Origin of the sequence: Microtetraspora fusca, assembly GCF_001570365.1 — a bacterium.
Taxonomy (GTDB): Bacteria; Actinomycetota; Actinomycetes; order Streptosporangiales; family Streptosporangiaceae; genus Microtetraspora; species Microtetraspora fusca.
On record NZ_BBYK01000039.1, the window covers coordinates 283,330 to 304,194 of the forward strand.

The 20,865-nt window shown below is 69.1% G+C and carries 19 protein-coding genes and 2 pseudogenes; 11 read left to right on the forward strand and 10 right to left on the reverse strand.

All coding sequences use genetic code 11. The features are described 5' to 3' along the window. Nucleotides 1–4: 4 nt before the first annotated feature. The 7 genes from AWQ68_RS04375 (at nucleotide 5) to trxA (ending at nucleotide 8,564) form a co-directional block, all read left to right on the forward strand. Nucleotides 5–2,212 (forward strand): DUF6049 family protein, encoded by a 2,208-nt coding sequence (locus tag AWQ68_RS04375; RefSeq protein ID WP_157544873.1) that lies wholly within the window; start codon nucleotides 5–7, stop codon nucleotides 2,210–2,212. Between the two features lie 58 nt (nucleotides 2,213–2,270). After that, complete coding sequence (murJ, locus tag AWQ68_RS04380) at nucleotides 2,271–3,875, forward strand: murein biosynthesis integral membrane protein MurJ (protein WP_066934969.1); 1,605 nt, start codon at nucleotides 2,271–2,273, stop codon at nucleotides 3,873–3,875. 237 nt (nucleotides 3,876–4,112) lie between these two features. Beyond that, nucleotides 4,113–5,555 (forward strand): protein kinase family protein, encoded by a 1,443-nt coding sequence (locus tag AWQ68_RS04385; RefSeq protein ID WP_245655739.1) that lies wholly within the window; start codon nucleotides 4,113–4,115, stop codon nucleotides 5,553–5,555. Nucleotides 5,556–5,563: 8 nt separating this feature from the next. After that, nucleotides 5,564–6,208 carry an RNA polymerase sigma factor SigM gene (gene sigM / locus AWQ68_RS04390; RefSeq protein ID WP_084463632.1) on the forward strand — a complete coding sequence of 215 codons (645 nt, stop codon included), beginning with the start codon at nucleotides 5,564–5,566 and terminating at the stop codon, nucleotides 6,206–6,208. Beyond that, on the forward strand, nucleotides 6,198–7,091 hold the full coding sequence (locus tag AWQ68_RS04395) for an anti-sigma factor family protein (RefSeq protein WP_066934977.1): 894 nt from the start codon (nucleotides 6,198–6,200) through the stop codon (nucleotides 7,089–7,091). Before sigM ends, AWQ68_RS04395 begins: the two co-directional genes overlap by 11 nt. A 153-nt stretch (nucleotides 7,092–7,244) precedes the next feature. Next, complete coding sequence (gene trxB, locus AWQ68_RS04400) at nucleotides 7,245–8,177, forward strand: thioredoxin-disulfide reductase (RefSeq protein WP_066934980.1); 933 nt, start codon at nucleotides 7,245–7,247, stop codon at nucleotides 8,175–8,177. Between the two features lie 63 nt (nucleotides 8,178–8,240). Further along, entirely contained in the window at nucleotides 8,241–8,564 is a 324-nt protein-coding gene (gene trxA / locus AWQ68_RS04405) for a thioredoxin (protein ID WP_066934983.1), read from the forward strand. Nucleotides 8,565–8,679: 115 nt separating this feature from the next. Here the strand turns inward: trxA and AWQ68_RS04410 are convergent, their stop codons facing one another. Then, nucleotides 8,680–9,207: a GNAT family N-acetyltransferase gene (locus tag AWQ68_RS04410; protein WP_245655740.1), complete on the reverse strand. Its 528-nt coding sequence runs from the start codon at nucleotides 9,205–9,207 to the stop codon at nucleotides 8,680–8,682. Between the two features lie 419 nt (nucleotides 9,208–9,626). Between AWQ68_RS04410 and AWQ68_RS04415 the strand changes: the two genes are divergently transcribed. Continuing rightward, nucleotides 9,627–10,859 (forward strand): aminotransferase-like domain-containing protein, encoded by a 1,233-nt coding sequence (locus AWQ68_RS04415; RefSeq protein WP_084463633.1) that lies wholly within the window; start codon nucleotides 9,627–9,629, stop codon nucleotides 10,857–10,859. Between the two features lie 69 nt (nucleotides 10,860–10,928). Beyond that, nucleotides 10,929–11,879, forward strand: a complete 951-nt coding sequence (locus tag AWQ68_RS04420) for a D-alanine--D-alanine ligase family protein (RefSeq protein WP_066934990.1) — start codon at nucleotides 10,929–10,931, stop codon at nucleotides 11,877–11,879. A gap of 116 nt (nucleotides 11,880–11,995) precedes the next feature. On the opposite strand, the gene AWQ68_RS04425 is transcribed toward AWQ68_RS04420, so the two are convergent. Both AWQ68_RS04425 and AWQ68_RS04430 read right to left on the reverse strand, forming a co-directional pair. Further along, nucleotides 11,996–12,598 carry a TetR family transcriptional regulator gene (locus tag AWQ68_RS04425; RefSeq protein WP_066934992.1) on the reverse strand — a complete coding sequence of 201 codons (603 nt, stop codon included), beginning with the start codon at nucleotides 12,596–12,598 and terminating at the stop codon, nucleotides 11,996–11,998. Continuing rightward, a complete protein-coding gene (locus AWQ68_RS04430; protein ID WP_066934995.1) occupies nucleotides 12,595–13,017 on the reverse strand; it encodes a hypothetical protein in 423 nt (140 codons plus the stop codon). Before AWQ68_RS04430 ends, AWQ68_RS04425 begins: the two co-directional genes overlap by 4 nt. Nucleotides 13,018–14,490: 1,473 nt before the next feature. Here AWQ68_RS04430 and AWQ68_RS44610 point away from each other — a divergent pair. Both AWQ68_RS44610 and AWQ68_RS44615 read left to right on the forward strand, forming a co-directional pair. Continuing rightward, nucleotides 14,491–14,863, forward strand: a pseudogene (locus AWQ68_RS44610) (leucine zipper domain-containing protein); the annotation flags it as partial. Between the two features lie 161 nt (nucleotides 14,864–15,024). Then, nucleotides 15,025–15,247: pseudogene (locus tag AWQ68_RS44615) on the forward strand (integrase core domain-containing protein); the annotation flags it as partial. A gap of 406 nt (nucleotides 15,248–15,653) precedes the next feature. Here the strand turns inward: AWQ68_RS44615 and AWQ68_RS04435 are convergent. From AWQ68_RS04435 to rnpA, 7 genes are all read right to left on the reverse strand, one after another. After that, nucleotides 15,654–16,607: a ParB/RepB/Spo0J family partition protein gene (locus tag AWQ68_RS04435; protein WP_066934998.1), complete on the reverse strand. Its 954-nt coding sequence runs from the start codon at nucleotides 16,605–16,607 to the stop codon at nucleotides 15,654–15,656. Between the two features lie 120 nt (nucleotides 16,608–16,727). Next, nucleotides 16,728–17,501, reverse strand: a complete 774-nt coding sequence (locus AWQ68_RS04440) for a ParA family protein (RefSeq protein WP_157544877.1) — start codon at nucleotides 17,499–17,501, stop codon at nucleotides 16,728–16,730. Between the two features lie 305 nt (nucleotides 17,502–17,806). Continuing rightward, the gene (gene rsmG / locus AWQ68_RS04445; RefSeq protein ID WP_066935004.1) at nucleotides 17,807–18,496 is read right to left on the reverse strand and encodes a 16S rRNA (guanine(527)-N(7))-methyltransferase RsmG; all 690 of its coding nucleotides are present in this window, start codon (nucleotides 18,494–18,496) and stop codon (nucleotides 17,807–17,809) included. Nucleotides 18,497–18,686: 190 nt separating this feature from the next. After that, nucleotides 18,687–19,181, reverse strand: a complete 495-nt coding sequence (locus tag AWQ68_RS04450) for a Jag family protein (RefSeq protein ID WP_066935008.1) — start codon at nucleotides 19,179–19,181, stop codon at nucleotides 18,687–18,689. Nucleotides 19,182–19,199: 18 nt separating this feature from the next. Further along, the gene (gene yidC / locus AWQ68_RS04455) at nucleotides 19,200–20,156 is read right to left on the reverse strand and encodes a membrane protein insertase YidC (protein WP_066935011.1); all 957 of its coding nucleotides are present in this window, start codon (nucleotides 20,154–20,156) and stop codon (nucleotides 19,200–19,202) included. A gap of 4 nt (nucleotides 20,157–20,160) precedes the next feature. Next, nucleotides 20,161–20,469 (reverse strand): membrane protein insertion efficiency factor YidD, encoded by a 309-nt coding sequence (yidD, locus tag AWQ68_RS40460; RefSeq protein WP_084463634.1) that lies wholly within the window; start codon nucleotides 20,467–20,469, stop codon nucleotides 20,161–20,163. Further along, entirely contained in the window at nucleotides 20,466–20,843 is a 378-nt protein-coding gene (gene rnpA / locus AWQ68_RS04460; RefSeq protein WP_066935014.1) for a ribonuclease P protein component, read from the reverse strand. Before rnpA ends, yidD begins: the two co-directional genes overlap by 4 nt. Nucleotides 20,844–20,865: the final 22 nt, after the last annotated feature.

The window sequence follows — 20,865 nt, forward strand, 5'->3', positions numbered from 1 at the left end:
GCACGTGATTCGTAAGGCCGCTCCGCTGATCCTTCTGTCCGCCCTGCTCGCTCCGACGAGCATGGCCGGTACGGCTGTCGCGGGTACGGCGGCGACGAGCGTCGCACCGGCCAGGACCGCGGCCGAGACCTCGGCGAAGGCGCGAGCGGTGGATCCACTCGTTGTGGAGCAGATCAGCTCCGCGGTGCTGCGCGATCCGGAGGCGCCCATCACGATCTCCGGCGTGGTCACCGGCACGCCGTCGGCCTCGGTCCGGGTCCGTGTCCACTGGGGCCAGCCGTTCCAGTCGCGGGAGCAGATGGCGGCCTTCGCGGCCGGCCAGGGCTATCCCACGCCGTCCTACAACACCAAGGTGCAGGCCACGCCGCTCGACGGCTCGGGCAAGCTGCGGTTCGAGTTCACCCTGACGCCGCGCGATCTCGGCATGTCGAGCCTGGGCGTCTATCCCCTGGCCATCGAGGCGCAGGACGGCGTCACCCTCCAGCCGATCGAGATCGAGCGCACCTTCCTGACGTACGTGCCGCCCGAGCAGCCCGTGCCCAAGGTCAAGCTCGCCCTCGCGATGCCGATCGTGGACCGGCCGCACCGGGCGGGCGACTCCGACTTCATGGACGACGACCTGCGCGCGTCCGTCTCCACCGGCCGACTCGCGTCGCTGCTCGACCTCGTGCAGAAGAGCGGGCGCGCGGTCACCTGGTTCGTCGATCCCGCGCTGCTCGACGACGCCCGCCGCACCGCCACCGGCGAGTACACGGTCAGGACCGCGAGCGGCGGCGCGAAGAAGGCCGCCGACCCCGGCGCCCGCCGCTGGCTCGACGGCCTGCGCGCCGCGCTCGGCAGCCGGCCCGTGGTGGCCACGCCGTACGCGGATCCGGACGTGACCGCGCTGGTCCACGCCGGATTGGACACACCGACGCAGGACGCGGTGAAACGGGGCGCCGACATCGCGGGCGACGTGCTCGGCCGCGAGATCTCGACCGCGACCGCCTGGCCGGTCGGCGGCGCCCTGGACCGCGACGGCCTGGACGAGCTGGCGACCTCGGGCGTACGCACCCTCCTGCTGTCCGGCGCGACCCTGCCGCCGGACCCGCAGATCACCACGACACCGGACGCGGCCACCACCGTGGACACCGTCTCCGGACCGGTCACCGCGCTGCTCTCCGATCCCACGCTGAGCGAGGCGCTCGGCACGGACACCTCCCTGCCGGGGGCCGGCCTGCTCGCGCGGCAGCGCTTCCTCGCCGAGACCGCGATGATCGCGTTCGAGCAGCCGCAGCAGGCCGCGCACGGCGGGATCGGGCAGCAGCAGGTCGCGCCGCAGGGTCAGCCGGTCAGGACCGTGATCGCCGCGCCGACGACGCGCCTGTGGAACCCCGATCCCGAGTTCGTGTCCGGCCTGATCAAGGCCGCCTCGTCGGCCCCGTGGCTGCAGATGACCACGCTGAACTCGATCCGGCCGGGGAAGACGCAGGTGCCGCGGTCCGACCTCGTCTACACCGACCAGGACCGCGGGGCCGAGCTGCCCCGGACCTATCTCGGCGGCGTGAAGAAGCTCGCCCGCGAGGCGGACATCGCCGAGGCGGTGACCACCGAACCGCAGGACCTGTTCGGCGACGCCGTGCTCCGGCTCGCCTCGGCCTCCTGGCGGGGCGACGCGAAGCGGGCGGCGGGCTTCGTCAAACAGGTGCGCACGTCCATCGACCAGCAGATGGCCCTGGTGTCGGTCATCGACACGCCCCGAGCGCTCGCGGGCACCAACGGACAGGTCCCGGTCAGCGTGGACAACTCGCTGCCCGAGAGGATCTCGCTCAAGATCAGGGTGACGTCCGACGACAGGTCCCGCCTCGCGATCGACGGAGGGGTCTACGAGACCGATCAGCTCATCATCCTCGACAACCGCAGCCAACTGGTGAACGTCCCGGTGACCGTGCACGGCAACGGCGGGGACAGCACGATCGCCGTGCAACTCCTCACCGCGGACGGCCGGCCGTACGGGAAGCCGGTCCACGTGACGGTCCGCGCCACCGGGTACACCGGCATCGCCCTCGTCATCGTCGGCGCCGCTCTCGCCATCATGCTGGCCGCCGTGGTCATGCGCATCCTGCGGCGACGGTCCGGCAAGTCTCTTCCCCCAGGCGCCCAGGCGTCCTCCGGCCAGGCCGCCGCCGACCAGCGGCCCGTGTCCGCCGACCAGGGAGACAACAAATCGTGAGCGAGCGGATCGACGCCCCCGGCGACCGCGGTCCCGAACCGCCGGGTGAGGGACGGGCATGAGCAGGATGCTGCGCGCGAGCGCGATCATGATGGCCGGGACGATGGTGTCCCGGCTCACCGGCTTCCTGCGGACCGCGGTGATCGCCGCGGCCATCGGCACGTGGGCGCTCGGGGACGCCTACAACGCCGCCTACCAGATCCCGTACATCCTGTTCGACCTGCTCATCGGCGGCGTTCTGAGCAGCGTGATCGTGCCGTTGATCGTGCGCGCGCAGAAGCAGGACGCCGACGCGGGCGAGGCGTTCGAGCAGCGGCTGATGACCCTCGCCATCCTCATCCTCGCGGCGATCGCCGTGCTGGGCGTGGTCCTGGCCGGGCCGATCATGCAGCTCTACACGGCGAACAACTGGACGCCGCGCAAGGTCGAGATCGCCACCACGCTGGCGATGCTGATCCTGCCGCAGATCGCCTTCTTCGGGATCGGCGCGCTGGCCGGCGCCATCCTCAACACCCGCGACAGGTTCGCCGCCCCGATGTGGGCGCCGGTGCTGAACAACATCGTGGTCATCGGGGTCGGCATCACCTACATCGTCGTCGGCGGCGCCTCGGCGAACATCGAGGAGGTGACCGACCGCGACCTGCTGCTCCTCGGCCTGGGGACGACGGCGGGCATCGTGGCGCAGGCGATCATCCTGATCATCGCGCTGCACCGGGCCGGGTTCCGGTTCCGCCCCCGCTTCGGGCTGCGCGGCACGGGGCTCGGCGAGGCCGCCAAGACGGCGAGCTGGACCTTCGTCTACGTCGGCATCACCCAGCTCGGCTTCCTGATCACCACGAAGCTCGCCACCGGCGCGGGCGAGCGGGCGCCGGGCGCGGGCAACAGCGCCTACGCCTACGCCTTCCAGCTCTTCCAGCTCCCGTACGGCATCATCGCGGTGTCGGTGATCACGGCCATGCTGCCGCGGATGAGCCGGTACGTCGCGGACGGCGAGTTCGACTCGGCACGCGGCGAGTTCGGGTCGGCGGTGCGGCTCATCTCGGCGGTCATCGTGCCGGCCGGGCTGCTGCTCATGGTGCTCGGCCCCGCAGTGACGACCCTGATCTTCTCCTGGGGCCGGATGACCGGGGGCAACGCCCTCTACATCGGCAACGTGCTGCAGGTCTTCGGGCTGGCGCTGGTGCCGTTCTCGATCTTCCAGCTCCTGCTGCGGGTGTTCTACAGCTTCGGCGACACCCGGACGCCCACGATCCTCGGCGCGGTGAACGTCGCGATCAACGGGGCGCTCAGCCTCGTCGCGTACTTCATGCTCCCGCCGCGCTACATCGTGATCGGGCTGGCGTTCTCCTTCATGATCGCATACGTGCTGGGCAGCGGCGTGGCGTGGACGCTGGCCAGCCGCAAGGTCGGCGGTCTCGGCGGCCGCGAGGTGGCCGCGGGGCTCTCGCAGATGTACTTCGCCGCGATCCCGGCCGCGCTGGTCGCGCTGGTCGCGCTGTGGCTGACCCGGCAGTTCGCCGACATCACCGCGCTCACCTCGGCGATCGTGCTGGCGGCCGGCGGCGGACTGGGCCTGGTGCTTTACCTCGCCACGGCGCACAAGATGCGGATCCCGGAGGTCAGCTCCATCATTGGAATGGTCGCGGGACGGGTAAGGCGCTAAGGAACGCCTGCCCGCGTGTCAGCCGTACCCCAAGGGGAAGGCGGGCAGGACCGGTACGGCACTAGCATGGTGCGCCAAAAGAGTTCGACCGGCGAGCGGGAAGCGAGAAGGCGTGGGCGGATCCACCCGGCATCGTCCGATGCGTGCCGGTCGGCTGTGGGGTGAGGCGGCCTGATGAGTATGTCCACGGTCGAACCGGGGTCTCGTCTGGCCGATCGGTTCCGGCTCGAAGACCGCGTGAGCGAGTCCAACGGTGTCACCCTCTGGAAGGCCATCGACGAGATCCTGGCCCGCCCGGTCGCCGTGCACACCTTCGCCCCCGAGTTCGACCGCGTGAACGAGGTCGTGCTCGCCGCGCGCGCGGCGAGTCGCCTCACCGACCCCCGCCTGACCCAGGTGTTCGACGCGGCCGACGAGGATGGCACCGCGTACGTCGTGAGCGAGTGGGTGAGCGGCGACTCGCTCGCCGACCTGCTCTCGGCCGGCGGGCTGGAGCCCGAGCGCGGCGCCTCGCTGGTCGCGGAGGCGGCCGAGGCGCTCGCACACGCGCACGAGGCCGGGCTGACCCATCTGCAGCTCACGCCCGCCCGGCTGTTGTGGACTTCCAGCGGCACGGTCAAGCTGCTCGGCCTCGCCGTGGACGCCTCGATCGTCGGCCTGACCAGCGACGACCCGGCCCGGGACGACGCCGAGGGCCTCGGCCGGCTGCTGTACGCCGCGCTGACCGGCCACTGGCCGAGCGACGAGGACACCGGCCTTCCCCCGGCGCCCATGGACGACGACAAGGTGTGCACCCCGCGCCAGGTCACCGCGGGTGTGCCGGGCTACCTGGACACCATCACCTGCCGGGCGCTGCTGCCGGAGAGCCGGCGCGGGCTGACGCCGCTGTCCACCCCGGCGGAGGTCGCCGAGGCGCTCTCGGAGGTGCCGCGCCCCGCCCCCGTCCCGGTGGGCCCGGTGCCCCCGGCGGTGCTGCAGTCCGAGGCGCCGGACACGCTCACCTCGCGGTCGGCCACCATGCCTCCCGTTCCCTCGATGGCACAGAAGACGAGCCTGGGCATGCGCCCTCCCGCATCGTCGGGGACGCTCAGCCGGGTCCTGGTCACCGTCCTGGTGATCGCGGTCATGCTGGTGGTCGGGATCGGCGCCTGGACGGTGGGCCGCAGCCTCGGGAACAACCCGGTCGCCACGCCCACGCCCACCGAGGCGCCCACGGCCACGCCCTCGCCGGTGGTCGTCAAGCCGGGCAGCGCGATCGGGTTCGACCCACTCGGGGACGACCAGGAGGAGAACCCCCAGCTCTCCAACTACGCCATCGACGGCAAGCCGTCCACCGACTGGCACACCACGAGCTACAACAGCGCGGACTTCGGCCGGTTGAAGGAGGGTGTCGGGCTCATCCTCGACATGAACCAGCCGGTCACGATCTCCGACGTCATGGTGACGCTGGCGGACACGCCCGGCGCGTCCGTGCAGCTCAAGGTCGGGAACGCCGCCGACCTGAGCGTGCTGAAGACCGTGGCCGAGGTCAAGAACGTCTCCGGGACGGTCACCCTCACGCCCGGCAAGCCGGTCACAGGTCAATACGTTTTGATCTGGTTCACCCGGCTTCCGCCCCATGAGGGTAGGTATCGTGGCACCATCTATGACGTAATCGTGCATTCCCCCGGATCGGCATAGCAGGCCAAGTGAACTCCCCACCCGAGAACCCTCCCCCGGCTGAGCACGCCGCCCGGTCGGCGGTGAGCGATGCCGACCTCCTCAGCCGCCACATCGGCGGCGATCCGCACGCGTTCAGCGAGATCGTCAAGCGCCATCGGGACCGCATGTGGGCCGTCGCCCTGCGAACCCTCGGCGACCCGGACGAGGCGGCCGACGCCGTGCAGGACGCGTTCGTGTCCGCCTACCGCAAGGCGGAGAGCTTCCGCGGCGAGGCCGCGGTCACGACGTGGCTGCACCGCATCGTGGTGAACGCCTGCCTCGACAGGATGCGTCGCAAGTCGGTACGGCCGGTGGCCGACGACGAGTTGATCGAGGCCGCCGAGCGGGACGCTCCCATGGCCGACCAGGCCGGTGAGCGCGAGGTGTCGATGGACGTCTCGTCCGCGCTCAAGGTGCTGCCCGCCGACCAGCGTGCGGCCCTGGTCCTGGTCGACATGATGGGCTATTCGGTGGAGGACGCGGCCGGGGTGCTCGGCGTCCCCGCCGGCACCGTGAAGAGCCGCTGCGCGCGGGGACGCGCGAAACTTGCCCCGATTCTTTCGCATCTGCGGAACCGATCCGGGCGTACTCGCGTCTCATCCGCGAAGGGAGCAGAACTTCGTGACGGGTGATACGCACTACGACCTGGAGATTCTCGCCGAACTGGCGGAGGGACTCCTCGACGACGCCACGGCACGGCGGGTCCGCGAGCATCTCGCGGTCTGCGATCCCTGCGGGGAGAGCCTTGCCGACCTGGCGGCGGTTCGGGAGGTGCTGGCCGCGGTCCCGGTGCCGGCGATGCCGTTGGGTGTCGCCATGCGCATCGATCGCGCGCTGGCCGCCGAAGCGTCCCGCGACGTGGAGAGCACAGGCGACCTCGGCGACCGGGGACTCCGCCTCGTGGAGACCCCCGACTGGGGCCGGATCATGCGGGACGCACCATGGGAGACGGCGACGCCCAAGGAGGAGGACGCGCCCGCCGTGGCCGCCCTCGGCGTCGTCGCGGACGACGGCAGCGTCGTCCCGGTCGTTCCCAAGAGCCGGCGACGCATGTGGCGGATGCCCGCCGTGGCGGCGGCCGCGGCCGCGGTCGTCATCGGCGGCACCGGAGTGGCCACGACCATGCTGTCCGCCCAGGGCGGCTCGGCACCGTCCACGGTCCACGTCTCCGGGTCGAACGGGACGCCTTCGACCGGCGGGTCGGTCCTGGCCTACACGGTCTCCAAGAGCGACCACAACTACACGAACCGGGAGCTGAGCGGCTCGCTGGTTGAGTACTTCGGCGCCGCCCCCGCGTTCGGCACCAACGACGACGAGTCGCTCGACAAGTGCGTCAAGCGGTTCTCCGACCAGCTCGACCGCCAGCCCATCGGGGTGGACAAGGCGTTCTACAACGGCAACGAGGCCACGATCATGGCCTTCTGGGAGGACAAGAACATCAACGCGGTCCGCGTGGTGGTGGTCGACTCCTCCTGCAAGAGCCTCCGTTCCGAGGGCCTCGCCACCTGGAAGTGACCCACCGTACAGACGACCTTCGGCAGCCCTCCGCCATCACGGCGGGGGGCTGCCTTCGTTTACGGGGCAGAGCGGCGGAAAGGAGTGGAGGGAATCCCGGACGCCTAGGATCTGTTGACGCGACTGGCATCACCCGGAGCGAAAGGCAGACCGTTGAGCGACGTCCGTAACGTGATCATCATCGGGTCGGGGCCCGCCGGCTACACGGCGGCCGTCTACTCGGCCCGCGCGGAGCTGAACCCCCTGGTGTTCGAGGGGTCGGTGACCGCGGGCGGCGCCCTCATGAACACCACCGACGTGGAGAACTTCCCCGGCTTCCCCGACGGCATCATGGGACCCGATCTCATGGACAACATGCGCAAGCAGGCCGAGCGGTTCGGGGCCGAGCTGGTCGCCGATGACGTGGTCGAGGTCGACCTGAACGCCAACCCGAAGGTCGTCAAGACCCACACCGACACCTTCTACGCGAAGGCCGTCATCCTCGCCACCGGCTCGGGCTACCGGGAGCTGGGCCTGGAGAACGAGAAGCGGCTGTCCGGCCACGGCGTCTCCTGGTGCGCCACCTGCGACGGCTTCTTCTTCCGCGGTCAGGACATCGTCGTGGTCGGCGGCGGCGACACCGCGATGGAGGAGGCCCTCTTCCTCACCCGCTTCGGGTCGTCCGTGACCGTCGTCCACCGGCGCGACGAGCTGCGCGCCAGCAAGATCATGCAGGATCGGGCGTTCGCCAACGACAAGATCCGGTTCGTCTGGGACAGCGAGGTCGTCGACGTGGTCGGCGAGAGCAAGGTCACCGCCGTGCGGATCCACAACCGCAAGACCGGCGAGGAGACCGAGCTCCCCGCCGGCGGCCTGTTCGTCGCGATCGGCCACGACCCGCGCACCGAGCTCTTCAAGGGCCAGGTGAACCTGGACGCCGAGGGGTACATCCAGGTCGAGGCGCCGAGCACGCGCACCAACATCGAGGGCGTCTTCGCCGCGGGCGACGTCGTGGACCACACCTACCGCCAGGCGATCACCGCCGCGGGCACGGGCTGCGCCGCCTCCATCGACGCCGAGCGCTGGCTCGCCCACCAGAACAGCTGACCCGGGGAATGCGGGGCCGGTCCTCGCGGTTTAACCCTCCACACCGAGCAAGGGGAGAGAACATTGGGCGCCATCAAGAGCGTGACCGACGCCACCTTCGAAGCCGACGTCCTCAAGAGCGACAAGCCTGTCCTCGTCGACTTCTGGGCTGAGTGGTGCGGTCCGTGCCGCCAGGTCGCGCCGATCCTGGAGGAGATCGCGGCCGAGAACGCCGAGCGGCTGACCATCGTCAAGCTGAACATCGACGAGAACCCCGCCACTCCTCGGGACTACGGCGTACTCCAGATCCCGACGATGAACGTCTACAAGGGTGGAGAGGTCGTGAAGCAGATCATCGGCGCCAAGCCGAAGGCGATGCTGCTTCGCGAGCTCGAGGGCATCATCTAGCCCCGGCTGGTGCCCGACCGCCTTCCCGGCGGCACCCACCCACAGCGAAGCCCCCTCGCCGTCCGCGGCGCAGGGGGCTTCCGCGTCTTCGCCGACGGGAGGCCCTGAGGTCGCCTCAGACCGGGCGAAGTGCCCGCTCCGGACTCATGGAGCCCAGCAGCCTCTCCAGGGCCACCTCGACGTCTTCGCGCCACGAGACGGCCGACTTCAGCTCCAGGCGGAGCCGGGGAAATCTCAGATGCGGGCGTACCGTCTTGAATCCGACGGAGAGCAGGTATTCGGCGGGCACCACGCAGCTCGGCTGCTCCCACTTCAGGTCGCCGAACGCCTCGATCGCCCGGAACCCGCGCCGGGTGAGGTCCTTGGCCACGCCCTGCACGAGCATCCGGCCCAGGCCGCCCCCCGAGAACTCCGGGATGATGTGCGCCGTCATCAGCAGCACCGCGTCCGAACTGACCGGCGACGTCGGGAACGCCACCGAGCGCGGCACGTACAGCGGTGGCGCGTAGAGCACGAAGCCCGCCGCGACCCCGTCGACGTACGCGATCTTGCCGCAGCTCCCCCACTCCAGCAGGGTGGCGGAGATCCACGCCTCCTTCTCCAGGCCCGGGTCGCCCACCTGCACCGCGCGCTCGCCGCTCATCGGGTCGAGCTCCCAGAAGACGCAGCGTCGGCATCGCCTCGGCAGATCGTCCAGATTGTCCAAAGTGACGTTGGCCAGCCGACGCGACACGTGTTGCCCCAATCCCCGAGAGGAGTACATGAGCCCCCGAAAACGCCGCCGGATGTGTGGAAAACCACACGACCATCGCGTCTTCCGCTGGCATCGTAACTCAGCGAACCCGCTCGGTCGCCGTACTGGGGACGCCTTCCAAGGGCCACGTCCGCGGTCGCACGGCGTCCCCGGCGGTGATCGAACCACGGCGCTGCCGTAGTCTGGTTTCTCGGCTATGTGAACGGAGGTGGACCGTGACGCACGAGCTCGATCACGGTCGGACGACCGCGCCCCAAGGGTCGCGAATTGACGCCTATGTCGATCGGTACGCCGCACGAGCTACCGGGATGGTCGCCTCCGAGGTCCGAGCTCTCTTCGCCGTCGCGTCGAGGCCCGAGGTGGTCTCGCTCGCCGGCGGCATGCCGTACGTCACGGCCCTCCCCCTCGACGTGGTCGGCGAACTGGTCGCCGACCTGGTCGCCCGGCGCGGCCCGGTCGCGCTGCAGTACGGCTCCGGCCAGGGCGACCCCGATCTGCGTGAGCAGATCTGCGAGGTCATGCGCCTGGAGGGCATCGAGGCCGGGGCGGACGACGTCGTCGTCACCGTGGGCTCCCAGCAGGCTCTCGACCTGATCACCAGGATCTTCATCGACCCGGGCGACGTGGTGCTCGCCGAAGGCCCCTCCTACGTCGGAGCGCTCGGCACCTTCAGCGCGTACCAGGCCAACGTCATCCACGTCGCGATGGACGACCAGGGCCTCGTCCCCGAGTCGCTCGCGCAGACGATCTACGCGCTGCACTCCGCCGGCCGGCGGGTCAAGTTCCTCTACACCATCCCCACCTTCCAGAACCCGGCGGGCGTGACCCTCAACGAGGTCCGCCGCAGGCAGGTGCTGGAGATCTGCCAGCGGGCCGGGGTACTGGTCGTCGAGGACAATCCGTACGGGCTGCTCGGGTTCGACGGCGAGCCGTACCGCGCGCTGCGCGCCGACGACCCCGACGGGGTGGTCTACCTCGGCTCGTTCTCGAAGACCCTCGCCCCCGGTTTCCGGGTGGGCTGGGCGCTCGCGCCGCACGCGATCCGCGAGAAGCTGGTCCTCGCGATGGAGTCCGCGGTGTTGTCACACTCGACCTTCACGCAACTCGCCGTCGGGCAGTACCTCGCCACCCAGCCGTGGCGTGAGCAGATCAAATCCTTCCGGGAGCTGTACCGGGAACGGCGCAACGCCCTTCTCGGCGCACTTGAGATGCTGATGCCCGCCGGTTGCTCGTGGACCCGTCCCGCCGGCGGGTTCTTCGTATGGATGACCCTCCCCGAGGGGCTCAACTCCAAGGCGATCCTGCCGCGCGCGGTGGCGGAACGTGTCGCGTTCGTCCCCGGCACCGGCTTCTACGCCGACGGCGGCGGCGCGCAGCACATGCGGCTCTCCTACTGCTACCCCGAGCCGGAGCGCATCCGCGAGGGCGTGCGCCGGCTCGCCGGGGTGATCGAGCAGGAGCTGCAGCTGCGCGACACCTTCGGCACCGGCTCCGCACCGGACCACCCCGGAGTCGACACGCCGGGTCCCGACCTCGCCTGAGGTTCCGGTACGGCTAGCCTGTTCGGGCTGGCCGTACCGGAATCCGAAGTGAGAAAGGGCCCTCTCCCTATGAGTGACTTGGCGCATGTGCTGGTGTTGGCGGGGGGCCTTTCGTACGAACGAGAGGTCTCCATCCGCTCCGGCCGCCGGGTCAGCGAGGTCCTGCGTGCGGCCGGAGTGGTCGTCGAGACCCGTGACACCGACGCCACCCTCGTCCCCGCCGTGCTCGCCGACCCGCCGGACGCCGTCTTCGTGACATTGCACGGCGGAGCCGGCGAGGACGGCGCGATCCGTTCCGTGCTGGAACTCCTCAATGTGCCGTACGTCGGAGCCACCCCCGACGCCTGCCGGGTGGCCTACGACAAGCCGACGGCGAAGGCGGTCGTCCGCTCCTGGGGGCTGAACACCCCTGACTCGATCTCCCTGCCCAAGGAGACCTTCCACGACCTCGGCGCGACGGCGGTCCTCGCCCGCATCGTGGACCGGCTCGGCCTGCCATTGTTCGTCAAGCCCTCCCGCGGCGGCTCCGCGCTCGGCGCCTCCATCGTGCGGTCCGCCGAGGAACTGCCCGCCGCGATGGTGGGCTGCTTCGCGTACGGCGACACCGTGCTGATCGAGAAGTACATCGCGGGCGTGGAGGTCGCCGTGTCCGTCGTGGACCTCGGTGACGGCCCGGTGGCCCTGCCGCCCGTGGAGATCGTGCCCGACAGCGGCGTCTACGACTACGCCGCCCGCTACACGGCCGGCCACACCGAGTTCTTCGCTCCCGCCCGCCTGTCGCCGGAGGATGCCGAGGCGTGCGCCGCGATGGCCGTCACGGCGCACGCCGCGCTCGGGCTGCGGGACATCTCCCGTACCGACCTCATCGTGGACGAGACCGGCCGCCCCTACTTCCTCGAAGTGAACGTCGCCCCCGGAATGACCGAGACCTCATTGCTCCCGATGGCGGCCGAGGCGGCCGGGCGGGATCTCGGCACCCTCTGCAAGGGACTCCTCGAACTCGCCGCCCACCGCGGCTGACGCCATCTCCACGAGAGGGACCTGCCCGCGCGGTAGGTCCCTCTCATGTTTCACGTGAAACTGCGGTCTCCGGCCATCCGGGATCTGCCGCTGGCGGGCAGCGCCCTGGGGAGCCGTCAGCGCCCCCGCGCGGGCTCGGCAGTGAAGCCGCGGTAGAGCGCCGAGAGTCCGATGTCGAACCAGGTGTCGTAGTAGGAGGCATCCGCCGACTGCGCGGCCTGGCCGTCCGTTGGCGTACCGACCTGTGCGAGCGCGTGCCCCAGGACGAAGACGGCCACCGACTGGAAGGCGAACTGGATCTGCTCGATGCCGGTGTCAGCACGATCAACCGCGGCGAGGATCGGGGCGAGGAGCGTTTCGGCGGCCGCGGGACTGACCGGGTGGGTGGCCAGGAGCGGCACCGCCGAGGGGTGGCGAAGCAGCACGGCACGGTAGCGATGACCGAAGTCGACCAGAGCCTCGGTCCAGAAGGTGCCGACGGGGAGGTCGGCGGTGGCCGCCTGTGCGGTGAGATGGTCGACGACGGCGGCCAGCATGGCGCTCTTGTTGGGCACGTGCCGGTAAAGGGCCATACCCTCGACGCCGAGCAGCGCCCCCACGCGTCGCATGGACAGCCCCTCAAGACCCTCCTGGTCGATGACGGCCAGGGCCGCCGTAATGATCTTCTCCTTGCTCAGGACGGCGGGCCGACCGCCTCGCGACCGTACCGATGCGCTCATCCGCCCAGGGTAGCGAAGCTCACGCTGATCAAGGTCGCCAGGCAGAGCACGCCGACCACCATGTGCTGCACGTCGATGACCACCGCGCGTCCCTCCGTGGGCAGGATCTTCCAGGTGCGCGCGTATTCCCGCTGGTACGCCTCACGCTGCGCCGCGAAGCTGAACCCGAAGTAGGGCAGCCACCAGCTCATGATGTGACCGACCATCGTCAGCACGGCCAGCACCAGCGCCACGACACCGAAATCCAGAGCGACCGCGATGGAGATCGCCGCGAAGACCGGGTAGTTCACGGCGGCCAAGGCGAGACGTTCCCGTACCGTCTGCGATTCCAGGTCGTTGAACGGGAACATAGGCACCCATTCCGTGACGGCGAGATAGGCGACCAGGACGAGCGGACAGACGACAGCGGCAGTGTGCATTCGAGACTCTTCCTTGAGGAGACCTTTGTTTACACTATAAGCTTACAGTGCAAACAAACTAGACGACCCCCGTCGTCGACGGGCGGACACTCGCTCCCGGGAGAGGTGAGTGGGCCTCCCTGTGGGTCTGTCTCATCCGGCCGTCGCTGCCACCGACGATCCGCCCGTGGTCGCGACGGGGCGGCCGAGGAGACGAGCAGGCCGTGGCCGCCGCGCCGAGCCGTCGAAGGAGATGAACTGGCGGCAGCAGCCGAGCGCCGCCCCGCGGCCTCCAGTCGGCTCGCGCTCACCATCCCGCGTTTGGTCCGAGGGTTCGCTGTGTCCGCCTGAGGCCCGATACCGCTCCCCTGCGGCGACGGAGCAGGAGTTCGTAGGGCGGGCGGAACCGCGCAGAGACCCGGTGCGTATGCCTGACCGGCGACTCGGCAATGTGGACGACGGCAGAGGAAAGTGCCGGCTTTTCTCCGTAGTCGGGAGGGCGCCGGCCAGAGATGCGTCCGCCGCCCAGGATGGGCGGCTCGCACGCCCCAGAGGACGACCAGCTCAGTCGTCCCATGTTCGGTCGCTGCCATGTCAGATGGGGGCATCTCACCCAGAGACTGGATCAGCTCCCCCTGAGACGGGACAGGCCATAGTGAGGACATGGATCCGAGGGAACCCAGTAATGCCGCCAAGCCGCCAGGGCAGCCGTCGACGCCTCAATTGGGAGGAAGCGAGGGTCCGCATCGAGTCACGCGACGGCCTTGGATCTCCCGGAGCAAACGCGGCCGTAGGTGGCAGGGAACCAACGCCGGCCCCGGAGCCGGGCGAAGCAAGCGACGGTGCTGGGGACGCCCGATAATCGCGATGGCCACGGACCTGCGCCAGTTGGCTATGGCCGCGTTTGAGCTCGCCGGCAATGGACCTGGCCGCGAGACGGCATGACAGTCTTCATTGCGTGCTCCCTGTATTGGCCGCCTGATGTCCGCCGTGTCGCTGGTTTCGTTCACACTCAAGACCGTGCGCCCCGCATCCGGCGGTTCCCCGGTCGCCGCTGGAGCCCATCGATCGGCCCGGTGAAATCTCTGGCTCGACTGCTCTCAGACACCCGTCGGAGCCGCCACATGTCCGCGACTCGCGGGCCTCAAGGTTCGCGCCTCGTACACCAAAGCGTTGGTGCCGCTCTTCCCCATCGTCGACGATGACTCCCCCGCGCGCCTCCAGGGTCTGCCCGATGCGCCCACCGGCCAAGTCGCGTCACCTGCCATATAGCCCACCTCGTCGGCGACACGTGAAAACTGACCCTGGCAACGCCCCGGTTCTGATGCCTTTCGCAACGCACCTGATGTTGAAGGCGTGTTGATCGCGAAGTGAGCTCCGAAGCGCGGGCCAAACGTGGCGGCCGAGTGGCAGGTCTGCTCGCGAACATCGGTGACAGACGTGGCGACCGCCGACAATTGAACCGGTTGCAAAGGTGAAGGCTTTCGCGCCTCGGTGTGTAGCGGCCGAAACGCTCCGCAGAAAGGACTCAATGCCCACGGCAATGCTCCGCTCGTCGAGACCGGACGCCTTCGACTGACCCGCTGCATCGTCGACGACGCTTGAGCACCCGCCGCACCGCCAATGGTTTTCAGGTCTGAATGGTTTTCAGGTCTCCGGCACCACCGCATCCCGATGAACCAAGCGATACCGCCAGTACGGCCGGGCCGGGATGGCCGACCGCTCCAGCCGACCTCACCGCAGCCCACCAGAACCGCACAGCGCCTCGGGTGGCGCATCGTCAAACTGCGGGTGACCAGCCGGCTGGGTCCGGCCCGGATCGCGGCCAGGCTCGGCATCGCCTCCTCCACCGCTCATGCCGTGCTGCGCCACCGCGAGGTACCGCCGCTGTCCTGGGTTGCGAGAACTTTACTGCGGGGCCCAAGCGTCGAAAGCCAGCCGGCCCCATCAGCCGCGCCATCACCAACCTGTCTGGGCGGTACACCCGGCAGCTGCTCAGCGGCCTGCCTGCAGGCGGGCATCAGCTAGAAGCGCACCCGCCCCTACCGGCCCCAGACGGATGGCAAGGTCGAGCGCTTCCACCGCACTCTGGCCGATGAATGGGCCTACGCCCGCGCGTACAGCTCAGAGACAGAACGCCGGGCCGCGTTTGACCCCTGGCTGCACACGTACAACCATCACCGCGGACGCATCGCCTTGAAAGGCCGGCCACCCATCAGCCGCGTCGTCACTGCCTGGGCAGTACGACTAACTGCTGGTGCTGTCAGGCGTGGCGACGGTCGAGGCGTTTCGTGCCGCCATCGCGACGTTGCACAGCTCCTCGAAGACGCCTGACACCGGTCCCCGCAGCCACAGAAGAACGGCTCGTGCCTGCAGTGGAAACAGCTCACACCGACAGGCCGACAGCGCGGCCAGATCACCGCCGCCTATTGGACGTCGTCGACGGCCAGCTCGTTCGCGAGTAGCACGAGCTTCCTGAGGAAGGCCGCTGCGAGGATGCGCCAGAACCGCCGCCAGCCGAGCCTTGGCCGATAGCCAGCCGTCATTCTGTTTCACGTGAAACAGCACCACCAGCGCGAGCAGCGAGAGGCACACTCGACCCGCCGACCCGCCGACCCGCCGACCCGCCGACCCGCCGACCCGCCGACAAGAGCTAACTAATCCTCAACGTCGTGCATGCTCCGGACGGTCTCGGGAGCCATGGTGCCGATGATGCGCTCGAGGTCGTCGATCGTGGAGAACTCCACCACGATCCGGCCCTTGCGACTGCCCAGGTCCACCTTCACCCGGGTCTCGAAATGATCAGAAAGCGTCTGCGCCAGCTTGTTCAGGGCGGGCGCGGTCGGCTTCTTCTCGCGGGGCTTGCGCGGAGCGGGACCGGCGGTGGCCTCCCCCAGGGAGACGATCTCTTCGACCGTACGGACCGAGAGGCCCTCCGCGACGATCCGCGTCGCCAGACGTTCCTGCGCCGCGGGGTCGTCCAGAGTCAGCAGCGCACGGGCGTGGCCGGCGCTGATCGTCCCCGCCGCCAGGCGGAGCTGGACGTTCGACGGCAGGTTGAGCAGCCGGAGCGTGTTGGTGATGTGCGAGCGGGAGCGGCCGACCTTCTTCGCCAGGACCTCGTGGGTGGCCCCGAAGTCGTCGAGCAACTGGCGGTACGCCGCGCCCTCCTCCAGCGCGTTGAGCTGCTCGCGCTGGAGGTTCTCGATCAGCGCCTCGCGGAGCATCTCGTCGTCCTGTGTGCCACGCACGATCGCGGGGATCTTCTCCAGGCCGGCGAGTTTGGAGGCGCGCCACCGCCGCTCCCCCATGACCAGCTCGAAGCGTCCCTCACCGAGAGCACGTACGACGACCGGCTGGAGCAGGCCGACCTCGGAGATGGAGGTCGCCAGCTCGTCCAGGCGCTCCTCATCGAACACGTCACGCGGCTGGCGCGGGTTGGGCTCGATGGCGTCGAGAGGGATCTCCTGGAAGTAGGCTCCCTCGACCGGCCGCAGCCCGGAGTCCGCGGGCTCCGCCGGTGAGGCGGCCGCGATCGTCGGCTCGACGATCGGTCCGGTAGGGATCAGTGCCCCAAGACCCTTGCCCAGTCCCCGACGCTGCTGAGACACCGTTGCTCCTTACCACCGCACAACACCGTACGAAAGACAGTGCCCAGCGATCGAAGAGTCGCCGGGCACTCCACCACGAGAGGGTACCGCCGCGCGGGCGTTTCGCGTGCCCGCGACCCGCTACGCCTCGGTGACCGCCGCCCCGCGGTGGGCCATCTCGCGGGCGGCCTCCTTGTACGCCAGGGCGCCACTCGAACCGGGATCATAGGTGATGACCGACTGGCTGTAGCTGGGCGCCTCGGAGACGCGGACGCTTCTCGGGATGACCGACTTGAGCACGGTGTCCCCGAAGTGGGACCGCACTTCCTCAGCCACCTGGGAAGCCAGCCGGGTGCGGCCGTCGTACATGGTCAACAGGATCGTGGAGACGGTCAGCTCCTGGTTCAGGTGGACCCGCACCAGTTCGACGTTCTGCAACAACTGGGTGAGCCCTTCAAGCGCGTAGTACTCGCACTGGATGGGGATCAGGACCTCCTGCGCCGCCGCCATGGCGTTCACCGTGAGTAGCCCGAGCGACGGCGGGCAGTCGATCAAAATGTAGTCCAGCTCCATGGAGTCGAAAGCGTTCAATGCCCGCTTCAGCCGGGTCTCCCGGCCCACCATGGGGACAAGCTCGATCTCGGCACCCGCGAGATCAAGCGTTGCCGGCGCGCAGTACAGGTTGGGCATCTCCGGGACCGGCTTCACAATCGACTCCAACGGCAGATTGTCCACCAGCACCTGATAAACAGACGGCACGCCCGACCGGTGTTCCGTCGCCAACGCCGTCGACGCGTTGCCCTGCGGGTCAAGGTCGACCACCAGGACCCGCTGCCCGTGCATCGACAGCGCCGCAGCCAGATTGACGGTGGTCGTGGTCTTCCCGACGCCGCCCTTCTGGTTCGCCACGGTCATCACCCGACACTTCGGGGGGCGGGGCCACGCCTCCTCGTCCCGCGTGGAGTATCCAATCGAAGGCGTGGCCGCCGGAGCGGCCGTCGCTGTTTCACGTGAAACCACAGAGCTCAGTGCCTCTCGTACCAGCGGCGAATCGCCGGGAGTAAGGGGGGTCTGGGACACGGTCGTCGCCCTTTCACCCTGCGAAACAGAGATAAAAGGCCAGCCGACCCCCGATGGCCGACCTACCGACGCGATCTCCAAGGGTACGGGGATGTGATTCTCCGGCCAACCCAGGCCCCCAGCCGCACCCGCCACGACCTTCACCTCTTCCGTCGGTGCCGCGTGCCCTTTCCACTCAGCACCGGGGACCGGCCCGCGACAACGCGAACGAGAGTGGTGGGCGGCTCGACCTTACCGCGCCCAACCGTAACAAGCTCGGCAGTACGCGCCCCGTACGCCTTGAGTTGCGGCCCGGCCGCCTCGAGTTCCTCGGCCGCGCGCTCGCCCTTCATGGCGAGTAGTTCGCCGCCTTCCTCAAGAAGAGGCATGGACCACGCAAGCAGACGGTCAAGCGGCGCCACCGCCCGCGCTGTGGCGATGTCGAACGTGCGCTTGCGCGCCAGCTCCTCGGCACGACCGCGCAGCACTTCGACGTTGTCCAGCTCCAACGCCGCCACGCACTCCCCCAGGAAGTTCGTACGGCGCAGCAGCGGTTCGAGCAACGTCACCGTGATGTCGGGGCGGACGATCGCCAGGACGAGTCCGGGCAGACCGGCGCCGGAACCGATGTCCACCAGCCGGGTGCCCTCGGGCACCGCCTCCGCCACCACCGCGCAGTTGAGCAGATGGCGATCCCAGATCCGGGGAACCTCGCGTGGCCCGATCAGTCCGCGTACCACTCCGGGGCCCGCGAGCAGCTTCGCGAACGCCTCGGCCCTGCCCAACGCCTCACCGGTGAACACCTCATGCGCCGCCACGGGCGTCTCGGGCAGTTCGTTGCTTTCCGTCATCACTCACTCATCTATGGATGCTCTCGGGGTAAGGGTAGCCGCCCCGCTCCGGCCGGAGCCGCACGGTCGCCCCCGTTCCCCGTCCATCGGCCTCGCGAACTGTTCCGGTATGTCCGCCGCGCTCCCCCAGCGGGTACGGAAAAGGCCGCCGACCCTCGGAGGATCGGCGGCCTTCGGGACGAAAGCGCGACTACGCGGGAAGTACGACGACGAAACGCCGGGGCTCCTCGCCCTCGGATTCGCTGCGCAGCCCGGCCGCGGCGACCGCGTCGTGCACGATCTTCCGCTCGAACGGCGTCATCGCCTGGAGCGCCTTGGGCTCTCCACTGCGCTTCACGTCGTCGGCAGCAGCGGCGCCGATCTTGGTCAGCTCGGCCCTGCGGCGCTCCCGATAGCCGCCGATGTCGAGCATGAGCCGGGACCGCTCGCCGGTCTGGCGGTGTACGGCGAGCCGGGTGAGCTCCTGCAGCGCCTCCAGCACCTCGCCGCCGGGGCCGACCAGGTCGCTGCCCTTGATGCCGACGACCGACACGATCGCGCGGTCGCCCTCGACGTCCATGTCGATGTCGCCGTCGATGTCGGCGATGTCCAACAGGCCCTCGACGTAGTCGGCCGCGATCTCACCTTCCTGTTCCAGGGCGGCGACGTCGGGAGCAGGCTTGACGCTCTCCTCGGCTTCGGTCACGTCCGGTCTCTCCTTCTCCTACGACTTCTTGCTGCCGGTCCGCTTGCTGCGCGGCTGCCGCGACGGCTGCTGACGGACGATCTTAGGTTCCGGCGGCGCCGGAGGGGTCGACGTGGCGGCCGCCTTCGGCTTGCCGAGTATCTTCCCGAAGACGCCGTTGGAAGGCGGCGGCGTCGTGACGTTGCCCTTCTCGTCCACGACCGGCATGGGGTGCCGGCTGTAGAACCAGTGCTGCTGGCTGAGCGTCCACAGGTTGGTGGTGACCCAGTAGAGGATCAGACCAAGCTGGAAGTTGAGGCTGAAGATGGCGAACAGCGGCGAGATGTACATCAGGATCTTCTGCTGCTGCGCCATGGGGTTGTCGACCATCTGCTGCATCGACCGCTTCGTGCTCTGGCGAACCGTGAGGAACGTGGTGAGCGAGCTGATCGCGACGAAACAGGCGAGGACGATCTTCGTCATGAGCGGGTCGGCGCCGAATGCCGTGATGTCGGCGCTGCTCGTGAAGAACGTGGCGGGAAGCGGCGCCCCGAGAACGTGCGCGTGCCGCGCGCTGTCCACGAGCTCCTGGGTCATGCCGAACTTCGCCTTGTCCTCGGCGATCGCCCGGAGCACCGTGAACATGGAGATGAAGATCGGGAACTGCGCCACGATGGGCAGACATCCACCCAGCGGGTTGGCACCCGCTTCCTGGTAGACGCGCATGACCTCCTGGTTCATGCGCTGCTTGTCGTTCTTGTACCGCTTGCGCAGCTCCTGCACCTTGGGAGCGAGCTCCTGCATCTTCCTCGATGAGCGCATCTGCTTGAGGAAGAGAGGGAAGATGAGCATCCGCATCAGCACGGTCAGCGTGATGATGGTCAGCGCCCAGGTCAGTCCGCTGTCCGGGGAGAGGAAAGTGCTGTAACCGGCGTGGATATGGGTGATCACCCATGCCACGGCGGTATACAGCCAATTGAGGAATGACAGCTCCACCGAGCTAGCTCCCTTGCGTTGTGTCGTGAGACCGGCCTCGGGGTGGGGGCACCGGGTCGTAACCTCCGGGATGGAACGGGTGGCAACGCCCGATGCGCCTTATGGTCAGCCACGATCCGCGTACCGCTCCGTGTACGGCGATGGCCTCCATACCGTAGGCGCTGCAGGACGGCTCGAATCGGCAGCGCGGCCCGAGCGCCGGGCTGATGAACGCCCGGTAGAACCTGATCGGGACGAGCAGCACTCGCGCGGCCAGCGTGGGTCGCGCGTCATCGGCGACCGCTCGCCCGGGACTCGACTGCTCGACTGTCATGACCGTCCATCCGTAAGGGTCCGCGACGCGGACCCCCGCCGCCGGAGTAAACGATCGAGCGCGATGTCGAGTTCGGCGGCCAGGTGCTCGCTCCGCGCGGACGCGGCAGCAGGGTTGGCGCGTACCACAAGCAGGCTACCTCGCGGAAGCCGGTGGAGTCGGGCCTGCATCAGGTGTCTGAGCCTGCGCTTTACCCGGTTTCTGGTCACGGCGTCGCCGACGGCCTTGCTCACGACGAAGCCCACCAACGGCTGCCCCTCGCTGTCGCGTACGTTCAGGTGAGCGACCAGGGTGGGGCGCCCGGCGCGTTGCCCGCGCCGGATCGCGTCAGCGAACTCATCACCGCGTCGCATCCGGGACGCGGACGGCAGCACCGAAACTTCCTCGACCTACGAC